This window comes from Lignipirellula cremea (genome assembly GCF_056501455.1).
This window is the reverse complement of record NZ_CM151415.1, coordinates 2303986-2328832: the sequence shown is the minus strand read 5'-3', so window position 1 is coordinate 2328832 and position 24847 is coordinate 2303986. Positions and strand designations below refer to the sequence as shown.

General features: G+C 66.1%; 18 protein-coding genes. 6 read left to right on the top strand and 12 right to left on the bottom strand.

Annotation, left to right across the window (positions count from 1 at the left end; all coding sequences use genetic code 11):
- The first annotated feature begins 384 nt into the window (after positions 1-384).
- Positions 385-900 carry a hypothetical protein gene (locus SH602x_RS09020; protein WP_479476472.1) on the top strand — a complete coding sequence of 172 codons (516 nt, stop codon included), beginning with the start codon at positions 385-387 and terminating at the stop codon, positions 898-900.
- Positions 901-903: 3 nt separating this feature from the next.
- On the opposite strand, the gene SH602x_RS09015 is transcribed toward SH602x_RS09020, so the two are convergent.
- Complete coding sequence (locus tag SH602x_RS09015) at positions 904-1854, bottom strand: histone deacetylase family protein (RefSeq protein WP_479476471.1); 951 nt, start codon at positions 1852-1854, stop codon at positions 904-906.
- Positions 1855-2147: 293 nt separating this feature from the next.
- Between SH602x_RS09015 and SH602x_RS09010 the strand changes: the two genes are divergently transcribed.
- Complete coding sequence (locus SH602x_RS09010; protein WP_479476470.1) at positions 2148-4061, top strand: hypothetical protein; 1914 nt, start codon at positions 2148-2150, stop codon at positions 4059-4061.
- Between the two features lie 230 nt (positions 4062-4291).
- Positions 4292-5857, top strand: a complete 1566-nt coding sequence (locus SH602x_RS09005) for a DUF6798 domain-containing protein (RefSeq protein WP_479476469.1) — start codon at positions 4292-4294, stop codon at positions 5855-5857.
- 144 nt (positions 5858-6001) lie between these two features.
- On the opposite strand, the gene SH602x_RS09000 is transcribed toward SH602x_RS09005, so the two are convergent.
- The 3 genes from SH602x_RS09000 to SH602x_RS08990 are packed head-to-tail and all read right to left on the bottom strand — an operon-like array spanning position 6002 to position 8864.
- On the bottom strand, positions 6002-6511 hold the full coding sequence (locus tag SH602x_RS09000; RefSeq protein ID WP_479476468.1) for a CbiX/SirB N-terminal domain-containing protein: 510 nt from the start codon (positions 6509-6511) through the stop codon (positions 6002-6004).
- A gap of 35 nt (positions 6512-6546) precedes the next feature.
- On the bottom strand, positions 6547-8400 hold the full coding sequence (locus SH602x_RS08995) for a hypothetical protein (protein WP_479476467.1): 1854 nt from the start codon (positions 8398-8400) through the stop codon (positions 6547-6549).
- Positions 8397-8864 carry a secondary thiamine-phosphate synthase enzyme YjbQ gene (locus SH602x_RS08990; protein WP_479476466.1) on the bottom strand — a complete coding sequence of 156 codons (468 nt, stop codon included), beginning with the start codon at positions 8862-8864 and terminating at the stop codon, positions 8397-8399. Before SH602x_RS08990 ends, SH602x_RS08995 begins: the two co-directional genes overlap by 4 nt.
- 686 nt (positions 8865-9550) lie before the next feature.
- Here SH602x_RS08990 and SH602x_RS08985 point away from each other — a divergent pair.
- Entirely contained in the window at positions 9551-9775 is a 225-nt protein-coding gene (locus tag SH602x_RS08985; RefSeq protein WP_479476465.1) for a hypothetical protein, read from the top strand.
- Between the two features lie 167 nt (positions 9776-9942).
- Here SH602x_RS08985 and SH602x_RS08980 read toward each other — a convergent pair whose 3' ends face one another.
- From SH602x_RS08980 to SH602x_RS08965, 4 genes are all read right to left on the bottom strand, one after another.
- Complete coding sequence (locus SH602x_RS08980) at positions 9943-12747, bottom strand: c-type cytochrome domain-containing protein (protein WP_479476464.1); 2805 nt, start codon at positions 12745-12747, stop codon at positions 9943-9945.
- Positions 12748-12922: 175 nt separating this feature from the next.
- Positions 12923-15409: a DUF1549 domain-containing protein gene (locus tag SH602x_RS08975; protein ID WP_479476463.1), complete on the bottom strand. Its 2487-nt coding sequence runs from the start codon at positions 15407-15409 to the stop codon at positions 12923-12925.
- A 59-nt stretch (positions 15410-15468) separates the two neighbouring features.
- Positions 15469-17955, bottom strand: coding sequence for a pre-peptidase C-terminal domain-containing protein (locus SH602x_RS08970; protein ID WP_479476462.1), 2487 nt, complete (start codon positions 17953-17955; stop codon positions 15469-15471).
- Positions 17956-18278: 323 nt separating this feature from the next.
- A complete protein-coding gene (locus SH602x_RS08965; protein ID WP_479476461.1) occupies positions 18279-19583 on the bottom strand; it encodes a DUF1501 domain-containing protein in 1305 nt (434 codons plus the stop codon).
- A gap of 565 nt (positions 19584-20148) precedes the next feature.
- Here SH602x_RS08965 and SH602x_RS08960 point away from each other — a divergent pair.
- On the top strand, positions 20149-20661 hold the full coding sequence (locus SH602x_RS08960; RefSeq protein ID WP_479476460.1) for a DinB family protein: 513 nt from the start codon (positions 20149-20151) through the stop codon (positions 20659-20661).
- A 13-nt stretch (positions 20662-20674) separates the two neighbouring features.
- Here the strand turns inward: SH602x_RS08960 and SH602x_RS08955 are convergent, their stop codons facing one another.
- From SH602x_RS08955 to SH602x_RS08945, 3 genes are all read right to left on the bottom strand, one after another.
- Positions 20675-21112: a nuclear transport factor 2 family protein gene (locus SH602x_RS08955; RefSeq protein ID WP_479476459.1), complete on the bottom strand. Its 438-nt coding sequence runs from the start codon at positions 21110-21112 to the stop codon at positions 20675-20677.
- 41 nt (positions 21113-21153) lie between these two features.
- Positions 21154-22149 carry a 3-keto-disaccharide hydrolase gene (locus SH602x_RS08950; RefSeq protein WP_479476458.1) on the bottom strand — a complete coding sequence of 332 codons (996 nt, stop codon included), beginning with the start codon at positions 22147-22149 and terminating at the stop codon, positions 21154-21156.
- Positions 22150-22379: 230 nt separating this feature from the next.
- Positions 22380-23282 carry a sugar phosphate isomerase/epimerase family protein gene (locus tag SH602x_RS08945; protein WP_479476457.1) on the bottom strand — a complete coding sequence of 301 codons (903 nt, stop codon included), beginning with the start codon at positions 23280-23282 and terminating at the stop codon, positions 22380-22382.
- A gap of 167 nt (positions 23283-23449) precedes the next feature.
- Here SH602x_RS08945 and SH602x_RS08940 point away from each other — a divergent pair, with 167 nt between their 5' ends.
- A complete protein-coding gene (locus SH602x_RS08940; RefSeq protein ID WP_479476456.1) occupies positions 23450-23836 on the top strand; it encodes a hypothetical protein in 387 nt (128 codons plus the stop codon).
- Between the two features lie 11 nt (positions 23837-23847).
- On the opposite strand, the gene SH602x_RS08935 is transcribed toward SH602x_RS08940, so the two are convergent.
- Positions 23848-24753: a DUF480 domain-containing protein gene (locus tag SH602x_RS08935; protein ID WP_479476455.1), complete on the bottom strand. Its 906-nt coding sequence runs from the start codon at positions 24751-24753 to the stop codon at positions 23848-23850.
- Positions 24754-24847 lie beyond the last annotated feature (94 nt).

The window sequence follows — 24847 nt, the reverse complement described above, 5'->3', positions numbered from 1 at the left end:
GATTCTTCGGAATCGGGGCGAAAATTTCGAGAACCTCGCTTGCCCGGGAGGTTTCGCCCGAGCATCATTTCATTGTCGGTTCACGCTACGCCGCGTGAGGGACTTGTTTCTGACCGGACGTTCTCGGCTTCTAACGGCATTGATGCCGGGAAGTTCGGCTTCTCGAAACTGAAAGGAGGTGATCGGTGACGTTTGCCGCTTCATGCCAGGGGGGCTTCGCCGCCTGATAGTGGCGTGCTGTCTGTCGGACAGCCCCCACGTCTTCAGATCGCCTTTCGCGATATCTCCGAAGACGGCCCGAGCGACCTCAGCGTCGCTCGGGCTTTTTTCGTTTGCGGAGCGCCCGATTTCGATCGATGGCCTCCGATCGCTACGATGGGGGGCATGAAGGACAACCAGCGGGGTCCGGTCGAAGGCGCTTCGATCGCGCGACGGAACCTGATCGAGGACGAGCTTCCCGATCTGCCGCGACTTCCCATCGACCGCGCGGCGTTTCTCGTCACGCTGCTGCTCTGCCTCGCGGCTCCTGCCGGGCTCTTCGCCGTCTATCTCTCGGCACGGTCGGCCGAATGGACCGAGCCGCTGATCGCGACGGCCTTCCTCACGATCGGCGCGGCGGCGCTACTCCGCTGGACCGTCTCAAGCGCTCAGAATCGCTCGCTGGCGAGGCGCTGGGCGGAGACGAAAGGATGGACGGTTAGCCCCTGCGCGCTGACGCTCGAAGAGCTTGATGATCTCAGCGGCCTGATAGGCTTCTCGTCGAGCATGCAGGGGCGACTGAGCTTGTTCGCCGAGGGCGATCCGCGCGGGACGTACCGCGGCATCCTCGTCATCGGCGATCCGCTCGTCGGAAAGCTGCGGATGCGGTTTCGCTACGCCGCGATCGGATACTCGCGGTGAAGATCACAGCGCCTGCGACTCTTCCGCCGCATCGATCAGGCCGGCGAGGTGAACCTGCACGCACTCGGAGAGCGCGGCGGCGTGATAGCCTCCTTCGAGCAGGCTGACGAGACGCCCGTCGCAGTGGGATCGCGCCGCTTCCACGAGCAGGGTGGTGATGCAGGCGAAATCTTCGGCGTCGAGACCTAGCGAGCCGATCGGGTCGTGCCGGTGGGCGTCGAAGCCGGCGCTGACGAGGATGATCTCGGGTCGCAGTTTGCCCGCCAGATGCTCCAGCGAGGAGGCGAGCGCGTGCAGGTACTCCCGCGGCGTGACGTCGGGCGACATGGGCACGTTCATCGTCGTCCCCAGGCCGTCGCCCGCCCCCGTTTCGCTGGCTGCCCCGGAGCCTGGCCAAAACGGATAGCGATGGATGGACAGAAAGCCGACCCGCGGATCCTCGTAAAACAGATCCTGCGTGCCGTTGCCGTGATGGACGTCGAAGTCGACGATCAGCGCCCGATCGACCCCCAGTTCGAGCGCCCGCTTCGTCGCCACGGCGACGTTATTGAACAGGCAGAAACCCATCGCCCGATCGGCGACGGCATGATGACCGGGCGGACGGACCAGGCAGAAGGCGTTGGCGTCCTTCCCCAGCAGCACCCGCTCGACCGCGTCGCAGGCTGCGCCTGCCGCGTAGAGCGCGACGTCGTAGGACTCTTCGCACAGGATGGTGTCCGCGTCGTAGGCGCCTCCGCCACAGGCCGAGCGTTCCTTCAGGTCGCCGACATGCTCGACGGTGTGGCAGAGTCCCACCGCTTCGATCGACGCGGGCTCCCATTTCGCCAGGCGACACTTTTCCAACAGGCCGCTCCGGGAGAGGCCCTCCTCCACGGCGAGCAACCGCTGCGGTCGCTCGGGATGGTTGCCCGTGCGGTGACGAAGAAAGCGGTCGGAGCGATAAAGGGCCGTCATGCGCAAGCGAGATTTACGAGAGTAGGCGGGCGGCGGCGGGCGGATTCGATCGGACGGAAGCGCCTGACCGACCGGTCGGGGCATTTCGCCTCAGTCCCATGCATGCGCATTCTACGAACGCTTGCCGGGAAAGTAGCGAAATCCTCCGATTCGGGTCCGTTTTCCCGCGACGGGCGATCTTTTTCCTGCGATGTCCGCTCGACCAGCGCGGTAGAATGGGGCTAAGGCACGCCCAGGGCGTTCGGGAGGTCGGCACGCCCCTGAACGACCGTCTTGTCCAGGAGATCTCGTCGATGCATCGTTTCGGTCTCGAAGGCGCTCGCGCACAGTCCGCTTTCGACTCCCCCGGTTCCCGCGTCGCAGCGTCGTCGCTCGTAGCGACGGCGACGGGCCCTCGCTCGCTGACGAAGACCCGCGTCGCGATTCTCGCCGCGGCGTTCTTCCTGCTCGCCGGCTGGGCAGGCGCCTGTTGCGTCGCCTGGGGCCAGGGCGCTGCCTACGATCAGATCCCCGCTTCTCCGGCGTTGTCGGCCGACAAGAAGCAGCAGAACGAACTGAAGGGCCTCGTCTCGCGAATGCTGTCGGGATCGGAGCCGCTCGATCCGAACAAGGCGAAGTTCGAGGGCTGGTATCGGGCGTTCGTGTTTCCGCAGATGACGCACGCCGACAAGCTCGGCCAGATCGCCGAAACACGCGAGAACTTCCTCAAGGAACTGGTGAACGCCAAGTCGGAACCGGCCCGGCAGCTCGCGGTGCGGGTCGCGCTGGAAGAGATGAAGAAGATCGCCGCCGGGAACTACCACCCTGGCGCCCGGTACAACGCGATGCTGATCCTGGGCGAGCTGAACCAGACCGAGGCCGTGCTGTCGCCTGCGACCTCGGCCCGTCCGCCCCGTCCGCTTCCTGCGGCTTTGCAGGCGATGATGGAAGAGTGGCGGAAGCCGAACGTGAGCGACGCCCTGACGGTAGCCTGCCTGCTGGGCGCACGCCGGCACGTCGATCTCGACCGCATGCTTCCCGCGGACCAGAAGATGGATCCGGCGGTCAAGAAGGAGATTTACGACCGGAGCATGGCGCTCCTGCAGTCTGACGCTCCCGAGACGCGAAAGCCCCTCGCGCACGCTTACCTGAAGATGATCGCGACCGACATTCTCGCCTACGTCGGCAATCCCGGCGCGAACGGCGAAACGGTCGCCGCGCTCGACGCCGTGATCGACGACCCGACGGCGCCTGACTTCCTGAAGGCGGCGGCGATCTCGGCGATCGGAGAAATGAACCTTCCGGAGTCGTACGCCGACCAGGCTCCGACGCTGATGCGATCCTTCGCCGAGGCGTCGTTCGGATTCCTGCTGCACGAGATCGAAGCGCTCAACGCGGAGAAGCAGTACCGCATCGATTTCGCCACCAGGCCGATCCAGGGCGGAGCGGCCGGCGCCGGCTACGGCTCGGAGATGATGGGCTCGGGCTACCCTGGCGCCGGTATGGAAATGTCGGGCGAGTACGGCGGCTATCCGGGATCGGGGATGATCGACCCGACCAAGCCGCCCAAGCCTCCGCGCGGACCGCTCGCCGACGAACGCGACTACGTCCTGGAAAACTCGCGTCGACGGCTGAAGGCGTACTTCATCGACACCCAGCGGGCTCTTCGCGGTCGCGATCCGCGGGTTCCCGCCGGCCTCTCCAAGGTGACGACCAAGCCGGAGGATCAGGAACTGCTCAAGACGCTCGACGACGAACTCGACGAAGTGATCGATTCGATGCAGGATCCCGAGCTGACGATCGTGCAACTGATCGAAGGCCTGACGGCCCGATCGGCGGCGATGCAGACGTCGCTCGGCGTCACGCCGCCGGCGGATCCTGCTGAAACGGCAGAGGCGACCGCGGGAACGCCTGCGGAGACCGAACCAGCCGGGGATGCCGCGACCGATCCGGATGCTGATCCCGCCGCCGGTCCCGCTGCGGGTGGAGCTCGCGGTCCGGGCGGACGCGGTCCGGGAGCCCGCGGACCTGGCGCCGCCGGCCCGAACGGCGCTGGCGCTCGTGGTCCCGGAGCTCGCGGACCTGGCGCTCGCGGACCGGGAGCCGGCCCTGCCGGCGATGGCGATGCCGCGGAAGGCGTCGATCCTGCTGCTCCGGCGGCTGGCGAAGCCCCGGCTGAAGCGGCTCCGGCCGGCGAGGCTCCCGCCGAAGCGACACCCGCGCCGTAAGACATTTCGCCTGGCTCCTCTCGACATCGGTCGGGAGGGCGGATCGAGGCGGAAGACTGGCGACGATCGCCCGGGTTTCGCGCTAGTGCGTACGGCACGGATCTGTAGCGCTCACGGCGCTCGGGGTCAGGGCGTATTCGGCGAACCAGCCGCTAAAGCTGCGCGACAGGCGCTCTACTTGATACGGAATCGCTGTGACCGGCGAAGCGCGACTCCCAGGCGACGAACGGATGCCGCCGCTGAGTCTCGCCGGGCGAGTTCGCGGGGCGCTGACTTCGCGTACGGCGATCGAAGTCGCGATCGTGTTCGCCCTCTGCTTCATGCACGGCGGCGATCCGCCTCCCGGCGTCAACGAGGCCCACTATCTCTGCAAGGCCCGCCGGTTCTATGACCCGGCCTTCTGCGGGCCCGACTTCTTTCTCGCGACGAAGGATGCGCACCTCGCCTTCTTCGCGACCTTCGGCCTGATCGCCGCTTGGCTCCCGCTGTCGACGGCGGCGTGGATCTCCCGCTCGATCTGCTGGCTGGTCTTCGCGGCAGGCTGGACCCGCCTTGCACGCGCGACGACGTTGTCGCTGCCGGCCAGTCTGCTCGGCTGCGGAGCGTTCCTGGCCGCGACGTTCTGGCTGCATCAGTCGGGCGAGTGGGTCGTCGGAGGGGCGGAAGGAAAGTCCGTCGCCTACGGTCTCGCCCTTTGGGGCATCGCGGAGTGGATCTCACGCCGCCCGAACCGCTGCCTGATCGCGCTCGGCGGAGCGACGGCGTTCCATGTGCTGGTCGGCGGCTGGACGACGCTGCTCGTGCTGGCCGCGACCCTGATCGATCCGTCGCGGCGTCCGCTGCTCAGGAAGGCGCTCCCCGGGATGCTGCTGGGGGGGACGCTCGCCGCGTTCGGCGTCCTGCCCGCGCTGGCGCTGTCGCAGGGAGTGAGCGCCGACGCGCTCGCCCGGGCGAACGAGATCTACGTCTTCGAGCGGCTCGCGCATCATCTGTCGTTCGCGGCCTTCGCGCCGGAAAGAACGCTCCTGTTCGGGGTCCTCGCGCTCGGCGTCGGACTGCTGGCGGCGCTGAACCGTCGCGACGTCGCGATGCGCCCGATCCTGCTGCTGGCGATCGGCAGCCTGATCCTGTGCACGTTCGGAGCGGCGATCGACGCCTACGCGCGGGTCGACCGAGCGGCGTCCGCCAGCCTGCTGCGGTTCTACTGGTTCCGCATGGCCGACGCTTACGTTCCGCTCGCCGCGGCGCTGCTAGCGGCGCGACTGTTCGATCGACAGACGCGGAGCCTGCCGCGGAACGCCATCGCGACGGCGCTGCTGCTGTGCGTCGCCGGGCATCTCGGCTGGCTGACGGTCGACCGGATGCAGGATCCCCGCAGCGGCGCCGACCGGCAGTCGCTTCCCGTCGCGCGAACGCAGGACTGGAAGGAGACCTGCCGGTTCCTGCAACGCCATGCAGCCGCCTATCCGGAGGCCAAGTTCCTCACGCCCCGGCGCCAGCAGACGTTCCTGTGGGAGGCTCAGCGGGCGGAACTGGCGAACTTCAAGAACGTCCCGCAGGACGCGGCGTCGCTGCTTGAATGGAAGCGGCGGATGCAGGACCTCTATCCGGTCGGGCCCGACGGCTATCTCCGCCCGCTGACGGCGGACGACGCCTGGCGCCTGCGTCGCAAGTACGGGTACGAGTTCCTGGTCCGGGAGAAATCGTTCGTGAACCCCCCGCTCCCTTTCCCGAAGGTCTTCTCTTCGACGAACGGCAAGGGGATCGGGTACGAGGTCTTTCACATCGCTTTGTGAGCCGGCTTGATCGTCCGGCGTACCAAGGCTCGCTTGTCCAGCCGTGCCGAACTTGGAAGAGCGCGTACCACGGCTGGACAAGGCAGCCGTGGTACGCGGAATGAGTTCGCTATGTCGCGACGAAGCGTCTTCTCGAAACGAAACTCACCCGCCCGCGCGCCAGGCGCACGCGCCTGAGTCGCGGCAGAGGTCGCATGCCTCCTGCTGACCGGCGGCATGAGCCAGGCAGCGGTCGATCTGCTCCTGCATGATACGGCCCATCCCCGCGTTCAGCCCCAGCGGCGCCGTGACCAGAAACCGCACGCCCGGACGCTTCGCCGCGGCCTCGGCTGCCAGCCGCGGAATGTCGTGGCGCCAGTGACGACCCGGAAGCAGAAAGAAGGGATGCACGACGATCAGCGTCGCTCCCTGCTCGACGCACCGACCGAAGGCGGTCTCGATCGACGGCTCGGCCAGTTCCATGTGCGCCGGCTCGACGATCTGAATCGAGCTCGATTCGCGGAACCTCGCGACCACGTCCAGCAGCGCGTCGTTGCTCTCCGCCCGTCGCGATCCGTGATCGACGACGATCGCCGCCAGACGCTCCGCGTCGGAATCGAGCGGCGTCCCGGCTCGCGAATGTTCGTTGGAAGCGTCGTTAGAAAAGTCGGACATCGCGGCTGCGCGGAGAATGGGAAGTAGGGAGAGGTTCAGAACTCGCGCAGCGTCGTGTTCGATTCGATCCGTTCGTCGGAGAGTAGGTCGAGCCGGGCGATCTTCCAGTACCCGTCCACCGGCTCGACGAGCAACTGCCCGTCGTAGGCGTTGGTCCTGGTATGGATGTGCCCCCAGTGCTCGACGCGACCCGAGACGGTCCAGCGGCCCTCGGCAACGAAAGCGCGCGGATCGTCCGACTTGCCGGTCGGCGACAGAATGCGACCCTCGATGGGCGTCACTTCGTCGATTCGCAGCAGCGCCCCGCCCTGCTCCTGCATTCGCAGGCGATCGGAGATCTCGAGATAGGCCTCGCGGACCAGGTCGCCCGAGAGCGACGCGTCGAGGCGCTCGTACCGCGAATCCTCGTCGGGCAGGCGAAACGCGTCGTAGATCTGAAGCTGCAACTGTCGCGCGATCGCCAGCGCTTCCTCGGGAGCGGGCCGGGCGCGGAGCGTCTCCGCCCGGCCGCTGGCGTACCCCCAGGCGAACAGGCCGACGCCTGCCGCGGCGAGCGCGACGCCGGCCGCGAGACCGAGCGGAACGCTTCGTCGGCGAAGGGTTCTTCCCGCGAACAGTCCCAGGGCGACGAGCGCTCCTCCCGCGATCATGACGGTCGTCCACTTTCCCGTCGACGGCATCGGGGGGGCGGCGACTCGCTCGGGCGCTCCCAGGTCCGCCTGCTCGGGGGCGGGATTCTCCCAGCGGTAGACCTGCTCCGGATCGACGGAGCTGAACTCGACGTCGAAGGAGTCGTCCGGCGCGAAGACGACCGCCTCGACGGCGTGCAGATCGCGCAGGAAGAGCTTCCAGCCGAGCTCGACCGTCCGCGGCAGGCGATCGCACGGATACCGCAGGATGATCCCGACGCGGGCGCTCGCCGCGCCGACGGTCGACTGCGGCGCCTGCATCGCGAAGTCGGAGAAGTCGATGCCGTAGAAGTCGACGCGATCGACGACCGGTTCCCGCAGTTCTCCGTCGACCGTCATCGGGATCCTGCCCGCCAGGCGCTCGATCACGAGGTCCCGCGCGGCGGTCTGCTCTTCGGGGGTCAGGCGCTCGAGATCGGAACGCGGGGCCTGCCAAGCGTCGTCCTCCAGCGACAGGAGCGGGAAGAGGATTTCGAGCCGCACCTCCGCCGGTTCGATGTAGAGAAACGCGTAGGTCGAAGAGTAGCTGGTGATGCCGAGCGTCGACTGCCGGCGACTCTCCATCCATTCGTCCCACGCCTCGACGGAGGCGGTCGCCGCGGGCGCCGGCGCGGACCAGTCGAGCCGCAGCGAGAAGGGCTTTCGCGGCGAGAGCGTCTGCACGGCGATCGGATCGGTTCCTCCCTCCTGCCAGACGCGAAGCGCGACGTTCGACGGCACGCGGAACGCCTCGCCCACGAACCGCTGCTCGAACGTCAGAAACTCGGGCGGCGCGTCGACGCCGTATTCGAGTTCGTAGACGAGCGACGTCTTCATCAGGTCGCCTATCGCGACGCCCTCTGCCGGGATCTGGCCCGAGACGCGTTTCGCGGAGGTCGCGACGTACGCCGTTCCGTCGGTTCGCAGGATGACGAAGCGCTCGGCGAGGAACTGCGCATGGGCCTCGGCGGCCCGTTCCAGATCGACCGCGGCGAAGCGATTCTCGGCATCCGGTTCGACGCCCTGGAAGAAGTAGAGATCCTCCATGAAGACTTCGAACTTGGCCGTCATCCGCTCGCGCGCGACGAAGACGTCCGCCTGCACGAGCGAGATCGGATGAGCCCAGGCGAGAGTCGCCGGCAGAGTTGCCAAGAGGGCGAACAGCATCGGCAGAAGCGAGCGGACGCCGAGGCGCGCAGCCGAGAAAACGCGACGGATCATCGCTGACCCTCGCGGCTGCCGCCCTGCTCCTTGCCGACCTTCTCCTGGCCGAAGATCGTGAGCACGATCGAGCGCTGCGTGGGGCGGTCGCGGTGCTCGCACAGGCAGATCCCCTGCCACGTTCCGAGCGCCAGGCGTCCGCGCGAGATCGGGATCAGCAACTGGCAGCCGAGCAGCGACGACTTCACATGGGCGGGCATATCGTCCGGCCCTTCGACCGTATGGACGTAAGGGAACGACTCGGGCGCGATGGCGTCGAAGGAGGCTTCCAGATCCTGACCGACGTCGGGGTCGGCGTTCTCGTTGATCGTCAGACTGGCGGACGTGTGCTGCAGGAAGAGTTGCAGGAACCCGACCTCGACCCGGTCGAGATCCTCCGCCGCGGCGAGAACCTCCCGGGTGATCAGATGGAACCCGCGGCGGGGCGCCCGGATCGCGAATGTCTTTTGACGCCAGAAGTTCATCGTTGCGCAGGGACCGGAATCGAGGGAGCGGGAGGCGAACCGACCCATTGTACGGGCCGAAGCGCGACAGAAACGCAAACGGCAGCTTCGCCCCCCTTACGTGGTCTTCCTGCGCTGCCACGCGGCGCTGGACGCGGAGCAGGTCGAGTTCGGAACGCAGAGGTTGTCAATGCCGAGGCGCCCACCCGGTCGGGCGGAGCAAGATTTGGGGGGATGCTCGGAAGTTACGTATCCACAACGTTTTAAAGCCAAGGGAAATTCCAGCCCCCGCGAAAAATTTATATTGACATCCCCCTTGACGCTTTGAATAATCCGCTGCTTCAGTTTTGACGCCAACGGTCACACGCGTACCACGTCAGCCGCCTTAACGAACGAGCCTCCTCGCGGATTTCGGTCAGACCGATTCCGTCGCCTGGAGGCGTCCTGCGGCCCTCGACGTTCCCGCCTGCGTCGCCGATAGCGTCAGAAGGTCGATCTTCCAAGTTTCGCGAATCGATCGCCGATAGATCGACTTTCCAGCCGCAGCCGTTTCAAGGTCGAAGCCTACAGGCGCTAGTTCTTTCCGTCGCCTCACGCGTGCGAGCGCCTTCGCGCTCCGCGTCGTTTCGACCTGTTCCCGCACTTGAAGAAGCTGGGCCTCCGTTTCGCCCGCTTCGTGGTCTAACAATTCGTATCGGAGTTATTTCATGTCGAAGTCGGTCAACGTTTTCGAAGCCATCCTGAAGTACGGTCACGACGAAGATTTCGAGCCCACGGCTCAAGGGAACTTCAGCGCGACCGACGCCCCCGCCGGTTCGCCCGAGAAGATCGAGGCGCTCCGTCGCCGCGTCGAACTCGGTCTGCCCCTGTGGCACGGCGAGGATCGCTGCGACTACACCGGCCTGACGGGCGCGCTGCGTCCCCGCGAGTAGTCCTGACGGACGCTCGTCCTCTCCGCGATCCGTCGGGGAAAGGACCATCGAACAAAGAGAAGAGCCTGAGGGAGAGATTCCCTCAGGCTCTTTTTTAGTTCTGTCGATTCGGTCTGGCAGAAGAGAGCGAGCGCCCTCGCCCGCCCTGCGTTCGCGACCGGCGTCGCTCAGCTCTTGTAGGACTGACGGTAGAGTTCGAGCTTCTTGTCGAGCTCTTCCTGCTTCTCGGTCGCCTCGTCCAGCTTCGTCGTCGCGTCGCTCGCCTTGGCCTGGACTTCGGCGGCGGCCTTGTTCGCTGCTTCCAGCAGCGCCTGACGCTCGGCCATCATCTTCTGGAGCTCGGCGAGCTGGGCCTGCATCTTGTCCATCTCGGCCTTCTCCGCCGCCATCTTCTCCTGCGCGGCCTTCAGTTCAGCCTCGAGCCTTTTCGCTTCCGCCTCGGCGGCGGTACGCGCGGCCGTGATCTCCTGAGCGGAGGCGGTCAGGCTCGTTTCGTACGTCTGGAAGGCGGCGAGACGGTTCTTCCAGAGTTCCCGTCGAGCGACGGCGGCAGCCAGTTCGGCTTCCTTGGCGGCGACCTGCTTCCGCTTCTCTTCGAGAGCGGGCATCGCCTCCTGCATCGACTTCTCGGCGGCGACGATCGCCTGATCCTTCGCCGGCATCGTCCCCTTCAGATCGCCGGCCGTCTTCGTCGCCGCGGCGAGGGCGGCGTTCGACTCGTCGAGGATCTTCTTCGCGGCAGCGACTTCCGCCTGCTTCGCGTCGAGAGCGGTCCGCGCTGCGACCAGCGCGTCGGTCGCAGCCTTCGCGGCAGCTTCCGTGTCGACGACGGCCTTCGCGGCGGCATCCGCAGCGGTCTTCCCGGCGGCGAGGGCGGCGTCCGCGTCCGTCTTCGCCTTCTCGACTTCGGCGAGCTTCGCCTTGGCGCCGTCGACGGCGGTCTTGAGCGGCGCGATTTCGGCGTCGAGCGCGACTTCTGCAGCGACGGCAGCTTCGATTTCGGTCTTCTTCGCCGCGATCTGTTCGTTGATCGGCGCCTTCGCCGCTTCGTCGGTCGTCTCGGCGAGCTGCTTCTCGAGAGCGGCGAGCTCCTGGCGAAGGCCCTCGGTCTTCTTGCCGGCGGCTTCGCGTTCGGCGACCTTCGGCGCGAGCGCGGCCTCCGCGTCGGCGACGACCTTCTTCGCCGGCTCGACCGTCGCGGCGACATCGGTCGCCGTTTTGATCAGTTCGACCAGCTTCGCCTGAGCGGCCTCGTTCGCGGTCTTAGCGACCGGAACGGCGGCGTCGGCGGCGGTCTTGGCCTGTTCCAGCGGGGCGTAGGCGGTCGTCATCGCGGCGGCTTCGCCGGTCAGCCGGGTCGATTCGCCTTCGGCGGCGGTCTTCTTCTGCGTCCAGGTCGCGACCTCAGCGTCGGCCTGCTTGATCGCCGCTTCGAGGTCGGTCTTCTGCTTGCGAGCCGCTTCCAGCGCCGCGGTTCGGTCGGCGACGACCTTCTCGGCGCCGGCCAGTTCGGTCTTCACGCCCCCCAGTCCCCCTTCCGCCGCCTTGAACGCTTCTTCGAGCGAAGCCAGGCGAGTCTCGATCGAGGGCGGGTTCGGAGGCAGATCGGCCAGCTTGGCAGCCGATTCGACGTCGTACGAGACCACGGCGCCGGTCCAGTCGCCTCCGACGGCGATCTTGCCGTCGAACGACAACGCCGCCTGCATGGCGACGTCGGCGGTCGGGGCGAACTCCTTCTTCAGGTTTCCGTCGCCGGTCCAGACCTTGATCTTGTTGTCGCGACCCGCGGACGCGAGTTCTCCATTGGAGGCGAAGCGGACGCTCTGGGCGCCGCCGCCGTGAGCGCCCCAACTCTTGACCTGCTTCCCTTCGACCATTTCCCACAGCTTGATCGTGCCGTCCTCGGAGGCCGTCGCGAGGACGTTCGAATCGGGACGCCATGAAACCTGGCAGACCGCGGCGGTATGTCCGCGGAGGTCGAGATACGGCAGGCCCGTCGCCGCTTCCCAGACGTGGACGCCGCCCGAGCGGTCGGAGCTGGCCAGGAGGACGCCGTCCGGGCTGTAGGAGAGGTCGTAGACCCAGTCGGTGTGCTTCTTGATCTCCTGCAGCACCTCGCCCGTGGCGACGTCGAGGACGCGGATCGTCTTCAGCGGTCCGGCGATCGCGACGCGATCCATGTCGGGATGAATGTCGGCAGCCAGTACGGCGTCGACTTCGTCGCCGATCTTGAAGATCCGTTCGCCCGACTTGACCGAGTAGAGGGCCGCGAAGCCCGATTGTCCGGGGCGACCGCCGCCGACGAGCAGGTACTCGCCGTTGCGGGAGAACCGAACGGTCATCGGCGTTCCCTCGGGGAAGGGAAGGACGCCCATCAGTTCGCCCGTCTGGCCATGGTACATCAGGACCTGGCGGTGACCGGCGACGGCGAACAGCGGGGCGCCGGGGCTCGCGGCGATCGACGTGACGGCCATCGCCCGTTCGGTGATCAGCGTCGGCTGACAGAGCGCCGATTCGGGGAGCGGGGTCGGTCCGGTGACGGCGCCGCCGCCTCCCAGGGCGAGCGTGTTCGTCTTCTTCTTCGCCCGCTTCGAACCGCTGTTCTCCAGGGCGCCGCCCGCGATCCAGGCGCGGATCGTCTCGATCTTGGCGTCGGCGATCTTGGGCTGTTCGGGCGGCATCGCCGGTTCTTCGTCATGCGTGACGACGAGGAGGAGCCGGCTGCTGGACGGATCCTCCGGAACGACGACTTCGCCCGAGCTTCCCCCCTCCATGAGCTTCATGAAGGAATCGACCGCCAGGCCGCTCTCCTGCCGGTCCTGATTGTGGCAGGTGAAGCAGTGCTCCCGGAGGATCGGCTTGACGTGATCCTCGTAGGTGATCTTCGGTTCGTCCTGGGCGAACGCGATCGACGCGCTGCCGAGGACCAGCGACAGGACGGAAGCGATCCGGTAGACGTTTCGCGAAAGCATGGCGCTGCGGGGGGTCGCGGGGGTGACGATTGCGCGTGCGGCGCAGGCGGGACGAGTGGCTGCTCCGGTCGGCGTCGCTTCGATCGTGCTTGGCGACGCCGGCGAAGACAAGCGTACGACCCGTCGAGGATCGTACGCTTCAGGCGAATGCGGCCGAATAGACCGAATTCGCGGATCAGTGGTTGAACAGGAACTCGCGGGAATTGAGGATCGACCAGAGCGCGTCCTCGAGACCCTGCTGCGGATTCTCCGCCTTCTTCACGATCTCCATCAGTTCGACGGTCTCTTCCGGCGTCGGATGGCGGGTGAGCGTGCGGATGAAGAGCGATTCGATCACCTGCTCAGGCGAGAGTCCCTCGGCGAGCAGGGTCTTCACGACTTCTCCGCTGCGGATCTTGCCGTCGACGGTTTCGCCGTTGAGCAGGTGCAGGGCCTGCGAGAGCGAGGGATCGGTCGTCGCCTCGCAGGCACAGACCGTCTCGCGCTTCGCACGACCGAACGTGGTCAGGAAGTAGGTCGACGTGTTGCCGTCGGCGATCTGCACCGCCCGGGCGCCCGAGGGGAGACCGCGGAACTTATCCTTCGTGTCGGTCACCTGGCTGATGCAGTCGAGCAGCATTTCGGCAGGGATCCGGCGAACGTTCGCGTGAGCGAAGTTCCGCTCGTCGGTGCGATTGCTGTCGTTGCGCAGCGTGCTCCGCTGATACGCGTTCGACGAGCAGATGTCGACGACGAGCCGCTTGAAGTCGTACTTGTACTCGACCAACTTCTCGCCCAGCTTCTTGAACAGTTCCGGATTCGAGGCGGGGTTCGAGACTCGGATGTCGTCGACCTCTTCGACGATCCCCTGGCCGAAGAAGTGCGCCCACACCCGGTTGGCGACGCTCGGAGCGAAGTAGGGGTTCTCCGGCGCGGTCAGCCACTCGGCGAGCACCTGCCGACGATCCTTGCCCGCCACGTCCGGCTTCTCGCCGCCTAGGAACTGGGGCGTCATCACGCGATTGTCGACCGGGTGACGGACTTCGCCGCCGCCGCTGTTGAAGATGATCGTTTCGCGGTAATCCTCCGCTTCCTTCCGCCCGATCTGGGTGAAGAAGGCGGCGAACCCGTAATAGTCGTCCATCGTCCAGCGGTCGAACGGATGGTTATGGCACTGGGCGCACTGCGTCCGGATGCCCATGAAGACTTGGGCGATGTTCTCCGACGTCTTCAGATTGTCTCGCTCGATCTGATAGAAGTTCGTCTGGGGCGTGGTGAACGTGCCGCCCGACGAGGCGAGGATATCGCGGACCATCTCGTCCAGCGGACGGTTCTCGGCGATCTGGCCCGAGAGCCAGCTGTAGTAGAGGAAGGCCGACTTGTAGTCGACGTTCGTCGCGCCGCCCGACTTGACCATCAGGAGTTCGGACCACTTCATGGCCCAGATTTCGGAGAACTCCTTCCGATTGACGAGCTCCTCGATCTTCTTGACCCGCTTGTTCGGGTCGGCGTCGCTGATGAAGGCCTGGTATTCGGCCTCCGTCGGAAGCTGACCGGCGACGTCGAGCGTGACGCGACGGAGATACTCTTCGTCGGTGCAGAGCTCGCTGGGATACATGCGCAGCTTCTTGAGCTTCTCGCCGATCAGATCGTCGACGTAGTTGCCGGAAGGCTCGGGCGACTTGTATTCGGCGTCCTTCGGCAGAACGAGCGTCTGGCTGCCGACGGTGTGCGTGTCGAAGCGGGCCATGACGAAGGCTTCGCCCCGCGCGGCGGCGGAGACCACGCCGTCCGGCGTAACGGGAGCGGACGTTTCGTTGTTGGTCTGGAAGGCGGCCAGGTCGCAGACGTCGCGATCGGTGCCGTCGGAGTACTTCGCCCGGGCGATGAAGCGCTGCGTCGTTCCTTCGCCTTCGAGCGCCGCCTTGGGCGGGTAGATCTCCAGCGAGGTGCAGACCGGCGGTTCGCCCGCGTCAGCCTTGGCGCCTTCCTTGAGCCACGTCAGCAGCGTGTTGTAGTATTCGTCGCCGACCTCGAATCGCTTGCCGCCCGTGTGCGGAACGGAGCCGACGGACTTCTCGAGCAGGAGGCTGTCTTCGGGCGCCGCGAGGTTGATGCGGCGGAAGCCGATCTCGCGAGTGACGCGGGTGTAGTCCCCCTTCGGATCGAAGCCGAAGAGCGACAGCCGGAAACCGTCCTTACCCCGGGCGGCGCCGTGGCAACTGCCCGTATTGCAGCCGGCCCGCATGAAGACGGGCATGATGTCCAGGTGCCAACTGATGCCGGGCGTAACGCCGCTGTTGACGACGACGGCGGGGATCGACTGCTCGAAGCCGTTCCACTTGACGGTGATCTGCGTTTCGCCGTCCTTCACCGGGAAGATCGTGCGGCGACCCTTGTCGACGTCGAGCTTCGCGACGTCCGAACCGATGACGATTTCCGCCTGGTCCGTGACGTCGATCGTGACCCCGTCGTCGCGAGTGACGACCGCGAGGATCGACTGCTTGTCGACCGAGGAGTCGAGCCGGACGTCCGGCGGGTAGACCGCCAGTTCGATCGGCTTGGGCTCTTCAGCCCCCGCGTTCGCGAACACGAAGGTCAGTCCGGGAGCGACCGCGATCGCGGCGCAGGCGGCGAGCGATCGCAGGGCGGTTCGGATGCCGATCACAGGAAACTCCTTCATCTCGATGACCATTCGCTTCGATTTCGTCAGACGGCGGACAGGGACGCCCGCTCCGTCGATCAGTTGCCTTCGCGCATCTTGCGGAGTTGCTCCAGCCGCGACAGCGGAGCGGCAGGAGCCGCTTCGGCGGGCTTGGGCATTTCCGCGGGCTTCGCCTCGGCGGCCGGAGCCGGCGCGGGTTCCTTCGGGACGATCGGTTCGTCGACGCGAAGTTCGCCGCTTCCGACCGTCAGCATGATCGGCTCGTTGTTCCGCAGGATCGTCGCCTGGCAGACGAGCGATTTATGCACGCCGACGCGGGCTTCCGCATTCGCGGCGACGGTGAAGGTCACCGATTCGGCGTCGGCAGGGACTTCGACCGGTTCCGCGGTCACGCCGGTCGGCAGGCCGACGAGAGCGATCTTCACGCTCTCCGTGAATTCCGCCTTCTTTTCGAGACCGACGACGTACTGCGCGGTCTTCCCCTTCTCGATCGTTCCCTTGGGGAACGAGAAGGCGAAGTAGCTCTCGCCGACTTTGAGATCCGCCTTCTCGGTCGCCGTCGCCACGGTTCCGTTCTTGTACGGCGCCTTTCCGAGCACCACGATCGGCCAGGTTCCGATCGCCGCCCCGCCGTTCGCGGTCAGCGGGATCTTCGCCTCGGTCTGGTCCTTCGGAATCTTGATCGACTTCGATGAACCGATGCCGGGCGGATCGTAGAGCAGCTCGAGCGTAATCTCGCCCTCGTAGCCGGGATCGCGGGTCGCCTTCACGACCAGGTCCATCGATCCGCTGCGGACGACAGGCACCTGCGGCTGAACGACCTCGACCTTGTAGGGAACCTTCTCGGCGACGACGTACGCGAACCGGTCGGCGTCGTAGCCCCACATGTCGCGATCGTTCTGACCGCGGATGAGGATCGATCGCTGGAGCAGCTTGCCTTCGACCGTCGTCGTGCCGTCGGTCCACTTGCCCGGGATCGGAGCCAGACCGCCCGCGAGCGCGGCGCCCTCTTCGACATGGAAGAGGACCGGAGCCCGGTCGAAGCTGGCCGGGATCGGGAAGACCTCCGCCCGCACGCCCGCCGGCAGAGTCGGAATGTCGAAGGTCACGTCGCCGCCGAAGTTCTCCCGCCGGGCCGCGACGAGCAGGCCCATGCGGTTCCCCTGGTGCATGACGATGTTGGGCTCGGTGTTGCGCGAAATCTCGGGCAGGTCCATCACGAGCGACGGCACGACCGGGGTGACTTCGACGCGATAGACGTAATGGGCGTCGCCCTTGCCGAGGTGATCCTTGATTTCGAGCGTGTACTCTTCCGACTCCGGCGCGTTGAACCGGAAGTAGCTGTCCGGCCCGCCCGAGTCGTCGTTCGATCCGACCCCGTTACCGTCGGCGCGGCGAATCGTGATGACGCTGTCGAGCGGCGTCCTCAGAGCCTTGCGGGCGTAGACGCGGACGTCGTATTGCTTGCCCTTCTCGGCGGCGAACTTGAAGTAGTCGACGTCGCCGGGTCGTTCGATGATGCCGTTGAACGCGCCGGGGATCTGGGCCGCGGAGGCGGTTTCCCGCGCGTCGTTCGGTTCGACTTCCAGCGAATTCGGAACGTCGATCACCCGCATCATGTTTGGCGAAGGAGCGGCGCCTTCGGGCGATTGCAGGACGGCGGCGTATTCCTTCGATCCGTCAGTCGGGAGCGTCACCTGCGTTTTCACGCCGGTCAGTTCGCGGCCGATCCAGGTCGCTTCGATCGTTTCGCCTGGTCGACCACCGGCTGGATAAACCGCGGAGGGTCGCGGAAAGGCGCCGACGTGGAGCAGGTAGTCGCTAGCGCCGTTGCCGCCGAAGGAGCTTTCGCGGACGACGATCAGGTACTTGCCGTCGGCAGGAGCCGTCGCGACCGCGGCGCCGTCCGCACGCAGCAGCGCCGTGTCGTCGCTGGCCGCGAGTTCGAAGCGTTCCATGTCGAGGATCGCGACGAACGGGTCGAAGAAGGTGCGACCCAGTCGCAGGCCTTCGATTTCGGCCACGATCCGCTGGCCCTGCTTCGCCTCGACGACGAAGTAGTCGACGTCTTCGCTCTGGACGACGCCGTGAACGCAGACGCCCATGCCGATCGCCTGCGGAGCTTCGATATCGTTGTTCGGCTCGACCTCTTCCGTAACCGGTTCGTTGACGACCGAGAAAATGCGAAGACCTGACAGGCCCGTCGCGGTGCGAAGTCGCATCGCGTGATTTCCCAGGGCAGCGTCCGCCGCGACGGCGATCTTGACCTTCACCTCTTTGTCCGAAGTCGGAGTCACCGACGAAACGGTGATCCCCGGCTGGAACAGGAGAACCTCCGCAGCGTCGTCCAGACGTTCGCCGGAGATCGTCCACTCGACCTCCGTCCCCCGCTGTACGCCGATCGGCGCGACGGCGCTGACCTGCGGGTTCACGGCATAGGCCGGCGCCGCGAACGAACAGACGGCGGCGACGCCGAGACCGATTGCGATCGGGCGGCTGAGCGCGACGCTAACGTCGGCGAGCGAAGCGAACAGACCACCGGGCGAAGCGAACGCTCCATGCATGGCGCGTCTCCGGACGACAGGGAGGAGGTAGGGCGGGGTGACGCGAGGCGGGCGCGACCTGTCGCGGTCGCGATGTCGCGAGGCGTCTCGGTCGATGCTTCGTATTCTATCGCGGAAGCGTGAACTTCCGCACGGAAAAACTCGGTCGAATTCGATCCGATCGCGACGGCTGCGGCCAGGAACGCGACGGGCGAAGGAACTTTCGAGGCCGAGCTTCCCAGGTTCGCGAATCGCGGGGAGGCGGGACGATTCGCGAATCGGCGGAACGGGTCGCGACGAAACCAGGTTCGCCGCGACCCCTGAGTGAGCGACTCGGTCTCGCGTTACGCGATGATCTTGTCGATGATCTTGCCGCCGTCGACGATTTCGATCGGGCGGTCGCCGGGAGCCATCAGTTCCTTGTCGGCGACGATGCCGAGCTGGCGATAGACCGTCGTGGCGAGATCTTCCGGGCTGACCGGGTCGAATTCGGGCTCGGTTGCGGTGGCGTCCGAGGCGCCGTAGATCGTGCCTCCCTTGATGCCGCCGCCGGCGAGCATGACGCTGAACACCTTCGGCCAGTGGTCGCGACCGGCGTCCTTGTTGATTTTGGGCGTACGACCGAACTCGCTGGAGACCATGATCAGCGTCCGCTCGAGCTGGCCGCGCTGATCGAGGTCCTTGATCAGGGTCGCGAGCGCCTGATCGAGTTCCGGCACCTGCTTGCGGATGCTGCCGGCGATGCCGGAGTGCATGTCCCAGCCGCCGTAGGTCATCGACACGAAGCGGACGCCCGCGCCGACCAGGCGACGGGCCATCAGCATCCGCTGACCGGCGGTGTTGCGACCGTACTCGTCGCGGAGCTTGGCGTCTTCCGCTTCGATGTTGAAGGCTTCGCGGGCTTCGGGCGAGCTGATCATGCTGTAAGCCCGTTCGTAGAACGTGCTCATCGCCTTGACGTTGTCCGATTCCGTCGCCGAGACGAAACGGTCGTTCACCGTCGCCAGGGCTTCGCGGCGGCGGGCGAAGCGCTCGTCGCTGACGCCGCCCGGCAGGCTCAGGTCGCGGACCTTGAAGCCGTTGGCTGCAGGATCCGAACCGAGTTCGAACGCCGCGTAGGACGAGCTGAGATAGCCCGTACCGGCGTAGATGTTCGGAGTGTTCGGAATGCAGACGTACGGCGGCAGGTTGTTCTTCGGGCCGTATTCATGGCTCACGACGCTGCCCATGCTGGGGAACGTCAGCGCGGGGCTCGGCTTGTAGCCGGTGAACATGTTGTGGGTGCCGCGCTCGTGAGCCGCCTCGTTGTGCGTCATCGAGCGGATCACGCAGATCTTGTCGGCGACCTGCGAGACCTTCGCCATGCTCTCGCAGAAGACTTCGCCGGTGTTCGTCTTCACCGTGCCGAGTTCGCCGCGGTATTCGAGCGGCGCGAAGGGCTTCGGATCGAACGTCTCCTGCTGGGCGCTGCCGCCGGGCAGGAAGATATGAATGACGCTGTCGGCCTTGGAATCGACGAAGTCGTAGCTCTTCTGTTCGGCCATCGCCGAACGCATCTGCAGATAGCGTCCCAGGCTGAGGCCCAGACCGCCGATCGCTCCCACCGTCAAAAAATTGCGGCGCGACAGAAAGTTGCCGTTGCAGTGCATCGTCCGAGGCTCCTGAGGAACGATTGAGGTAGGGCCGAAGGCAGGCGCGCAGGCAGAAGATGCGTGCGGGAAGCCAGGGCTTCGGTAGTACGGTAGGGGCAGGAATCGAAAAATCGAAGTCTCCCGATGGGGAGCGTTCCGAGATTTCACTTCCCTGCGGAGAGGCGGGGTCGCCGGACTTTCACCGGCGCCACGGGCCGAAGCCCGCGTTGGTCTCGGGCGGAAGCCCGCTGAGTTCGCGAGGCGTTCGCCCGTTGACGACTTCTGGTTTTGTCCCCAGAAGTAGTAAGGCGTAGCGTAAGCGGCCCGAAGATCGCTTGTCAAACGCTTTTCCGATGGATTGATCGGCTTGCGGAGGGGAATGTACTCCCCGAAGAAGCTGATTTTCGGAGGAGAAACCTGCTCTATCTGGAAAACGAGCGGCGCTGGAGAAGCTGGGCAAAGCCTGACGCCCTCGCGTTCGGCCCCTCGCGTCGTCGCTTTCTACGTCCGGCGGTACGATAGGTTCGCCGCGGCGCCGTCGATCGTCCGGGCGCTCGCCGTCGTACCTTTCAGGAGTTTCTGCATGCCCGCCGATGCGTTTCCCGCCGAAGTCGTCCTGCGGCAGATCGAGTTCGCCCGCGTCTACCTCGACAGCCTGATCGCTGACTTTTCCGACGACGAATGGTTCGCCATGCCGGCCGGAGCGCCGACGCATCTCGCCTGGCAGGTCGGGCACATCGCGATGGCGGAATACGGCCTGTGCCTGTTCCGCGTCCGGGGCCGTCAGCCGGTCGATCTCGACCTGATGCCCTCCGCGGTGCGGAAGATGTACAGCAAGGGCTCGACGCCCGACCCTTCGCCGGAGAAGAACGTCTCCCCGCAGGCGCTGCGGGAGACGCTGGCGAAGATCCTGCACCAGATTCAGGTCGAGTTGCCCACCTTCACGGCGGAACAACTGGCCGAGCCGGCGGACATGCCCTACGCCGTGGAAGCGACGAAAATGGGCGGCCTCTACCTCTGCCCGCTGCACATCATGATCCACGCCGGCCAGATCGGCCTTCTTCGGCGGATGCTGGGGAAGCCGCCGGTGCGGTAAGCGGCGGCGAATCTTATGCAGGATCCGGCGCTGCCGCGGCGAAGGCGCCGGCGGTGTCGTAGTACTCGCGGAACTCGACGGCCTTGCCGTCCATGAAGCGCCAGTAGTGGACGAGCGGCGATTCGGCGACCTTGCCCGAGCGGCGAAAGCGGACCTGACCCGTTCCGAACATCACGATCCGTTCGTCGTCGGCATCGACGACGAACTCCGTGGGAAGCATCGCTAGCAGTTCCCAGTCCCGCTGGAGCGCCTCCAGGTACCGGGCGAGCGATCCGGGGCCGGACGCCGGGCGGGAGAACTCTAACTCCGGCGTCGCCCCCTGCGCGAGCGAGAACATCGCGATATCGTCCGCCGCGAGTTCGACCCACTTCGACGCGTCCTGACCGCCCGACGCGTGCCAGAGCTGGTAGGCCGCTTTCAGTCGCTCGACGTTTCCCTGCGGATCGCTCATCGGCTTCGCTCCTAAATAAACCAACCGAAGGTCGCCGAACGTCACTCGATCGGCTGGACCCAGATGTTGCGATAGCGGACCGGGTTGCCGTGGTCCTGCAGGTAGACCGGTCCGGGCTCGGGGCCGGCAGGGACCGGCGCGGCGCGGGTCGGCTCGCCCTTGGGAAGCTTGACCTTCTCGTGAACGACGACGCCGTTGTGCTTGACGGTCATCCAGGGCTCTTCGACCAGCTTGTCGCCGTCGTACTTCGCCGCGTGGAACTCGACGTCGAACGTCTGCCACGTCAGCGGCGGAAAGCACATATTCACGTCGGGCTTGGCGACCGTGTAGATGCCGCCGCACTCGTTGTCTTCGCCGGTCAGGGCGAACGAGTCGAGCATTTGCACCTCGTAGCGACCCTGCAGGTACAGGCCGCTGTTGCCGCGAGCCTGACCGCGGTCCTCCGGCATGAAAGGGAGCAGGAATTCGACGTGGATCTTGTGGCTGCCGAACTTCTCCTTGCTGGTCGCGCCGGCGATCAGCAGGCCGTCGTCGGTCATCTTCGCGCCGGGGAACTGGTCGACGCTCTTGCCGTCGAAGAGCACGACCGCGCCCTCGGGCGGCTTGGCTTCCAGCGTCGGACTTTGACGGACGACCTTCTGGATCTCCGCCACGCGGCGGTTGCCGTCGAGGAGATAGACGGAGATGGTGTTGTCCTTCACCACGGAACGGACGCCTTCGAGTTCGAAGACGACGCCCTCGTCGGTCTTCATCCCCTCGACGCGGCGAACTTCCTCGCGATTCCAGCCCTCGCCCGGCAGTCCGCCCAGGTAGCCGACGCCGAGGAACTTGCCGTTACCGAGCGCCTGGACCTGGACGCCGATCTTCTGCTGCTTGCCTTCGGATTCGATCGTGCCGACGTACTCGCCGACGTATTGATAATCTTCGCCCGCCGATTTCTGATCGGTGTGAGCCGGACCGGCGATCAGCGTCCCGGCGGCGAAAACGAGCGACAACGACGCGGCGACGACGCAGCGTCCGAAAGAATGAGCAAGCATGAGGGGGGCTCCCGGCGGAGGAAAGGCGATGAGGGGGCGTCGCGGCGAGAGCGTTTCTTCGTTGCGACGCGTTTCGCCCGCCATGATAGCCCGGGGAGCGAGCGGTCTCCATTCTGCGGCGACTTCTGAATGGTCAGGCGGGGACGGAAGTCCTCGAATCCCAATCGCAAGAGTCGCGAAGACCTCGGGGGATTTACATCCCCCGCTCGCCTGGGACGGAGGAGCGCTGCTCATCCCTGCGGAAAGTACTCCTCAACCTTCGCCTTCAGAAACCGCAGGGACTCTTCCATTTCGCCCATGCCGTTCATGCCGTCTTCGATGCTGATCCAGCCGGAATAGTCGACGGAGGCGAGCAGGCCGAAGATCGCGTCGTAGTCGTTCAGCCCGCGGCCCGTCACGCCGTGCAGCAGGTGGGGCGAGTAGCCGATCGTGCCGTCGGACTGCTTCAGGTCCTCCAGGCTGGCGCCCTCGGCCAGGTAACGATCGCTGGCGTGCATGCTCACCACGCGATCGACCACCTGCTCCAGCAACGCGACCGGGTCGTCGCCGGCGACGACGGCGTTCGACGGGTCGTACTGCACGCCGAAGTTCGTCCGGTCGCCGATGGCGTTCACGATCTCGAGGAAGACGTCCTTCTTCTGGGCGAACTCCGGATAGGTCCAGAAGCCGTCCTTGTAATGGTTCTCCATGCCGAGCACGATCTCGTGCTCCTTCGCGACGGGGAGCAACTCCTCGATCGCCGCGACGACCCACGCGACCCCCTGCGCCCTCGTGACCTCCGGATAGCGCTGCCCGCTGAGCACCCTGCAAACGGCGCCCGGTCCGCCGAGTCGCCGGGTGACCTGAATCAGGTTCGCGTGGCGCTCGACCGCCCGTTTGCGTCCGTCGGGGTCAGGGTCGGTAAAGTTGGGCGAGCAGCAGAGCATCGGCATCGCGAAGCCCGCGGCGGAGATCGCCTCTCCCACGCGATCGACGTCGTCGTGCGACAGGCTGGGAAGGAAGCCCTCGTACATTTCGAGTCCCTCCGCGGGGAGGGACTTCGCCATCTCGATCCACTCGAAGACGGTCATCGTCTTGTCGCCCGCGATGGCGTCGAGGTAGCACTTCGGGAACGCGGAAAGTCGAGGAGCCACGGCAGTTCTTCGGGAGAGGGGAGACGGGGCCGGCACGCTTCGCCGCCGATTCTATCGCGGAGTCGGAACGCGAACGGTTCGCTTCGCAGAGTCGGCGTCTACAATAGGGCAAGCAGGATGATCGACTTCGCGATCCCGGGCGTTCCCGCCTTGAGGAGAGGAGCGAGATGATCGCCAATCCCATCGTCAATCCGTACGCCGCTCCCGGGCTCGACGCTTCGGCGAACGAAGGTCCCGCTGCCGGGTCGTTCGCGGGCCGCGCCCTCGGAACGACCTTCCTGCTCTGCTACCCATTGCCGTTCCTCGCGGCGGTCGGGTTCTGGCTCGCGGACGCGCTCGGCGTTTTTTCGCTGCCCGTGCCGATCGTCCCGCTCGCCGTGCAGGGCGGGTCGCTGATCGCCGCGATCGTCACGACGCGAACGCTCGCGAAGACGATGCTCTGCGGCCCGCTGTTCGGACCGGGCCTGACGGCGCTCTACTTCGCCGCCGTCGCTGCGGCCTGGCCGCTGGCGAAGTTCTGCTTCCTGCTCGTCGCGGACGACCCGACGCCGTAGACGCATGACGGTTACGAAATGATCGACCGGATCGTGTCGGAGAGCTTCTCGACCGTCGCTTCGAGCTCGGCGACTTTCTGGACCAGTTCGTCGAACTCTTCGCGCGTGATGCGAGGCTCCTGCGCTTGCTGACGCGACTGTTGTTCCTGCCGGGCGGCTGACGGCGACAGCGGGGCCCGATAGGGAGCCGATTCTTCGGGCTCGGGCGCCGTCGGGGCGGACGCAACGGGCATATCCGGCCGCGCGGGAGCCGGCGTCGGGGCAGGCGCTCGTTCCGGTTCGCTGACCTGCGAGGGGGCTGCCTGCGGCGCTCCGCCTGGCGATGCTGCTACCGGCGATCCGGCGACGCTCGTCCCGATGCCGCTGAAGGTGGCGTCGGGCGCCAGGCCGTGACGCTTGCGGACCCACTGCCGCTCGTGCGGCAGATAGAGCGTGTGCGTCACGATCTGTCCGCGACCGGGCGGAGAGAGCGCTTCGACGAGCCCCTTCTCCTGCAGTTTCGCGAGCAGGGTGGAGAGTTCGTCCAGGCTCTCGATCGGATCCATGCGGCTCGCCCGCTGGCGCAGGTCGCCGACGGTCTGCGCGCCGCGGAGCAGCAGCTCGCCCAGGATCGACAGTTCGACCTTCTCCACCCCGAACCAGTCGTAAAGGTTGTGGCGGTACTTGCTGACGCGACCCGAGCCTTCGATCTGCACGAGCGCCCCGGCTTCGCGCAGGCGTTCGCAGACGTCCTCGACGATCTCCTCTTCCAGGGTCATGACCGGGTCGCGGTTGTTCTTCTGGTTGCAGCCGGTCGTGAGCGAATTGAGCGTCAGCGGATAGGCGTTCGGCGTCGTCTTCGCCTTCTCGATCATCACGCCGAGAATCCGGCGGGAGGTTTCGTCGACCGGCTTCCACTGCGGGGAGGCATCGTCCATGGCGCTTCGTTCCTGAGGAGAGACGGGTTGAATCCTATCAGCCGACGTTCGCCTTCGACAGATCGGCGGGAGGCTCGCCCCTGGGAACCGCACG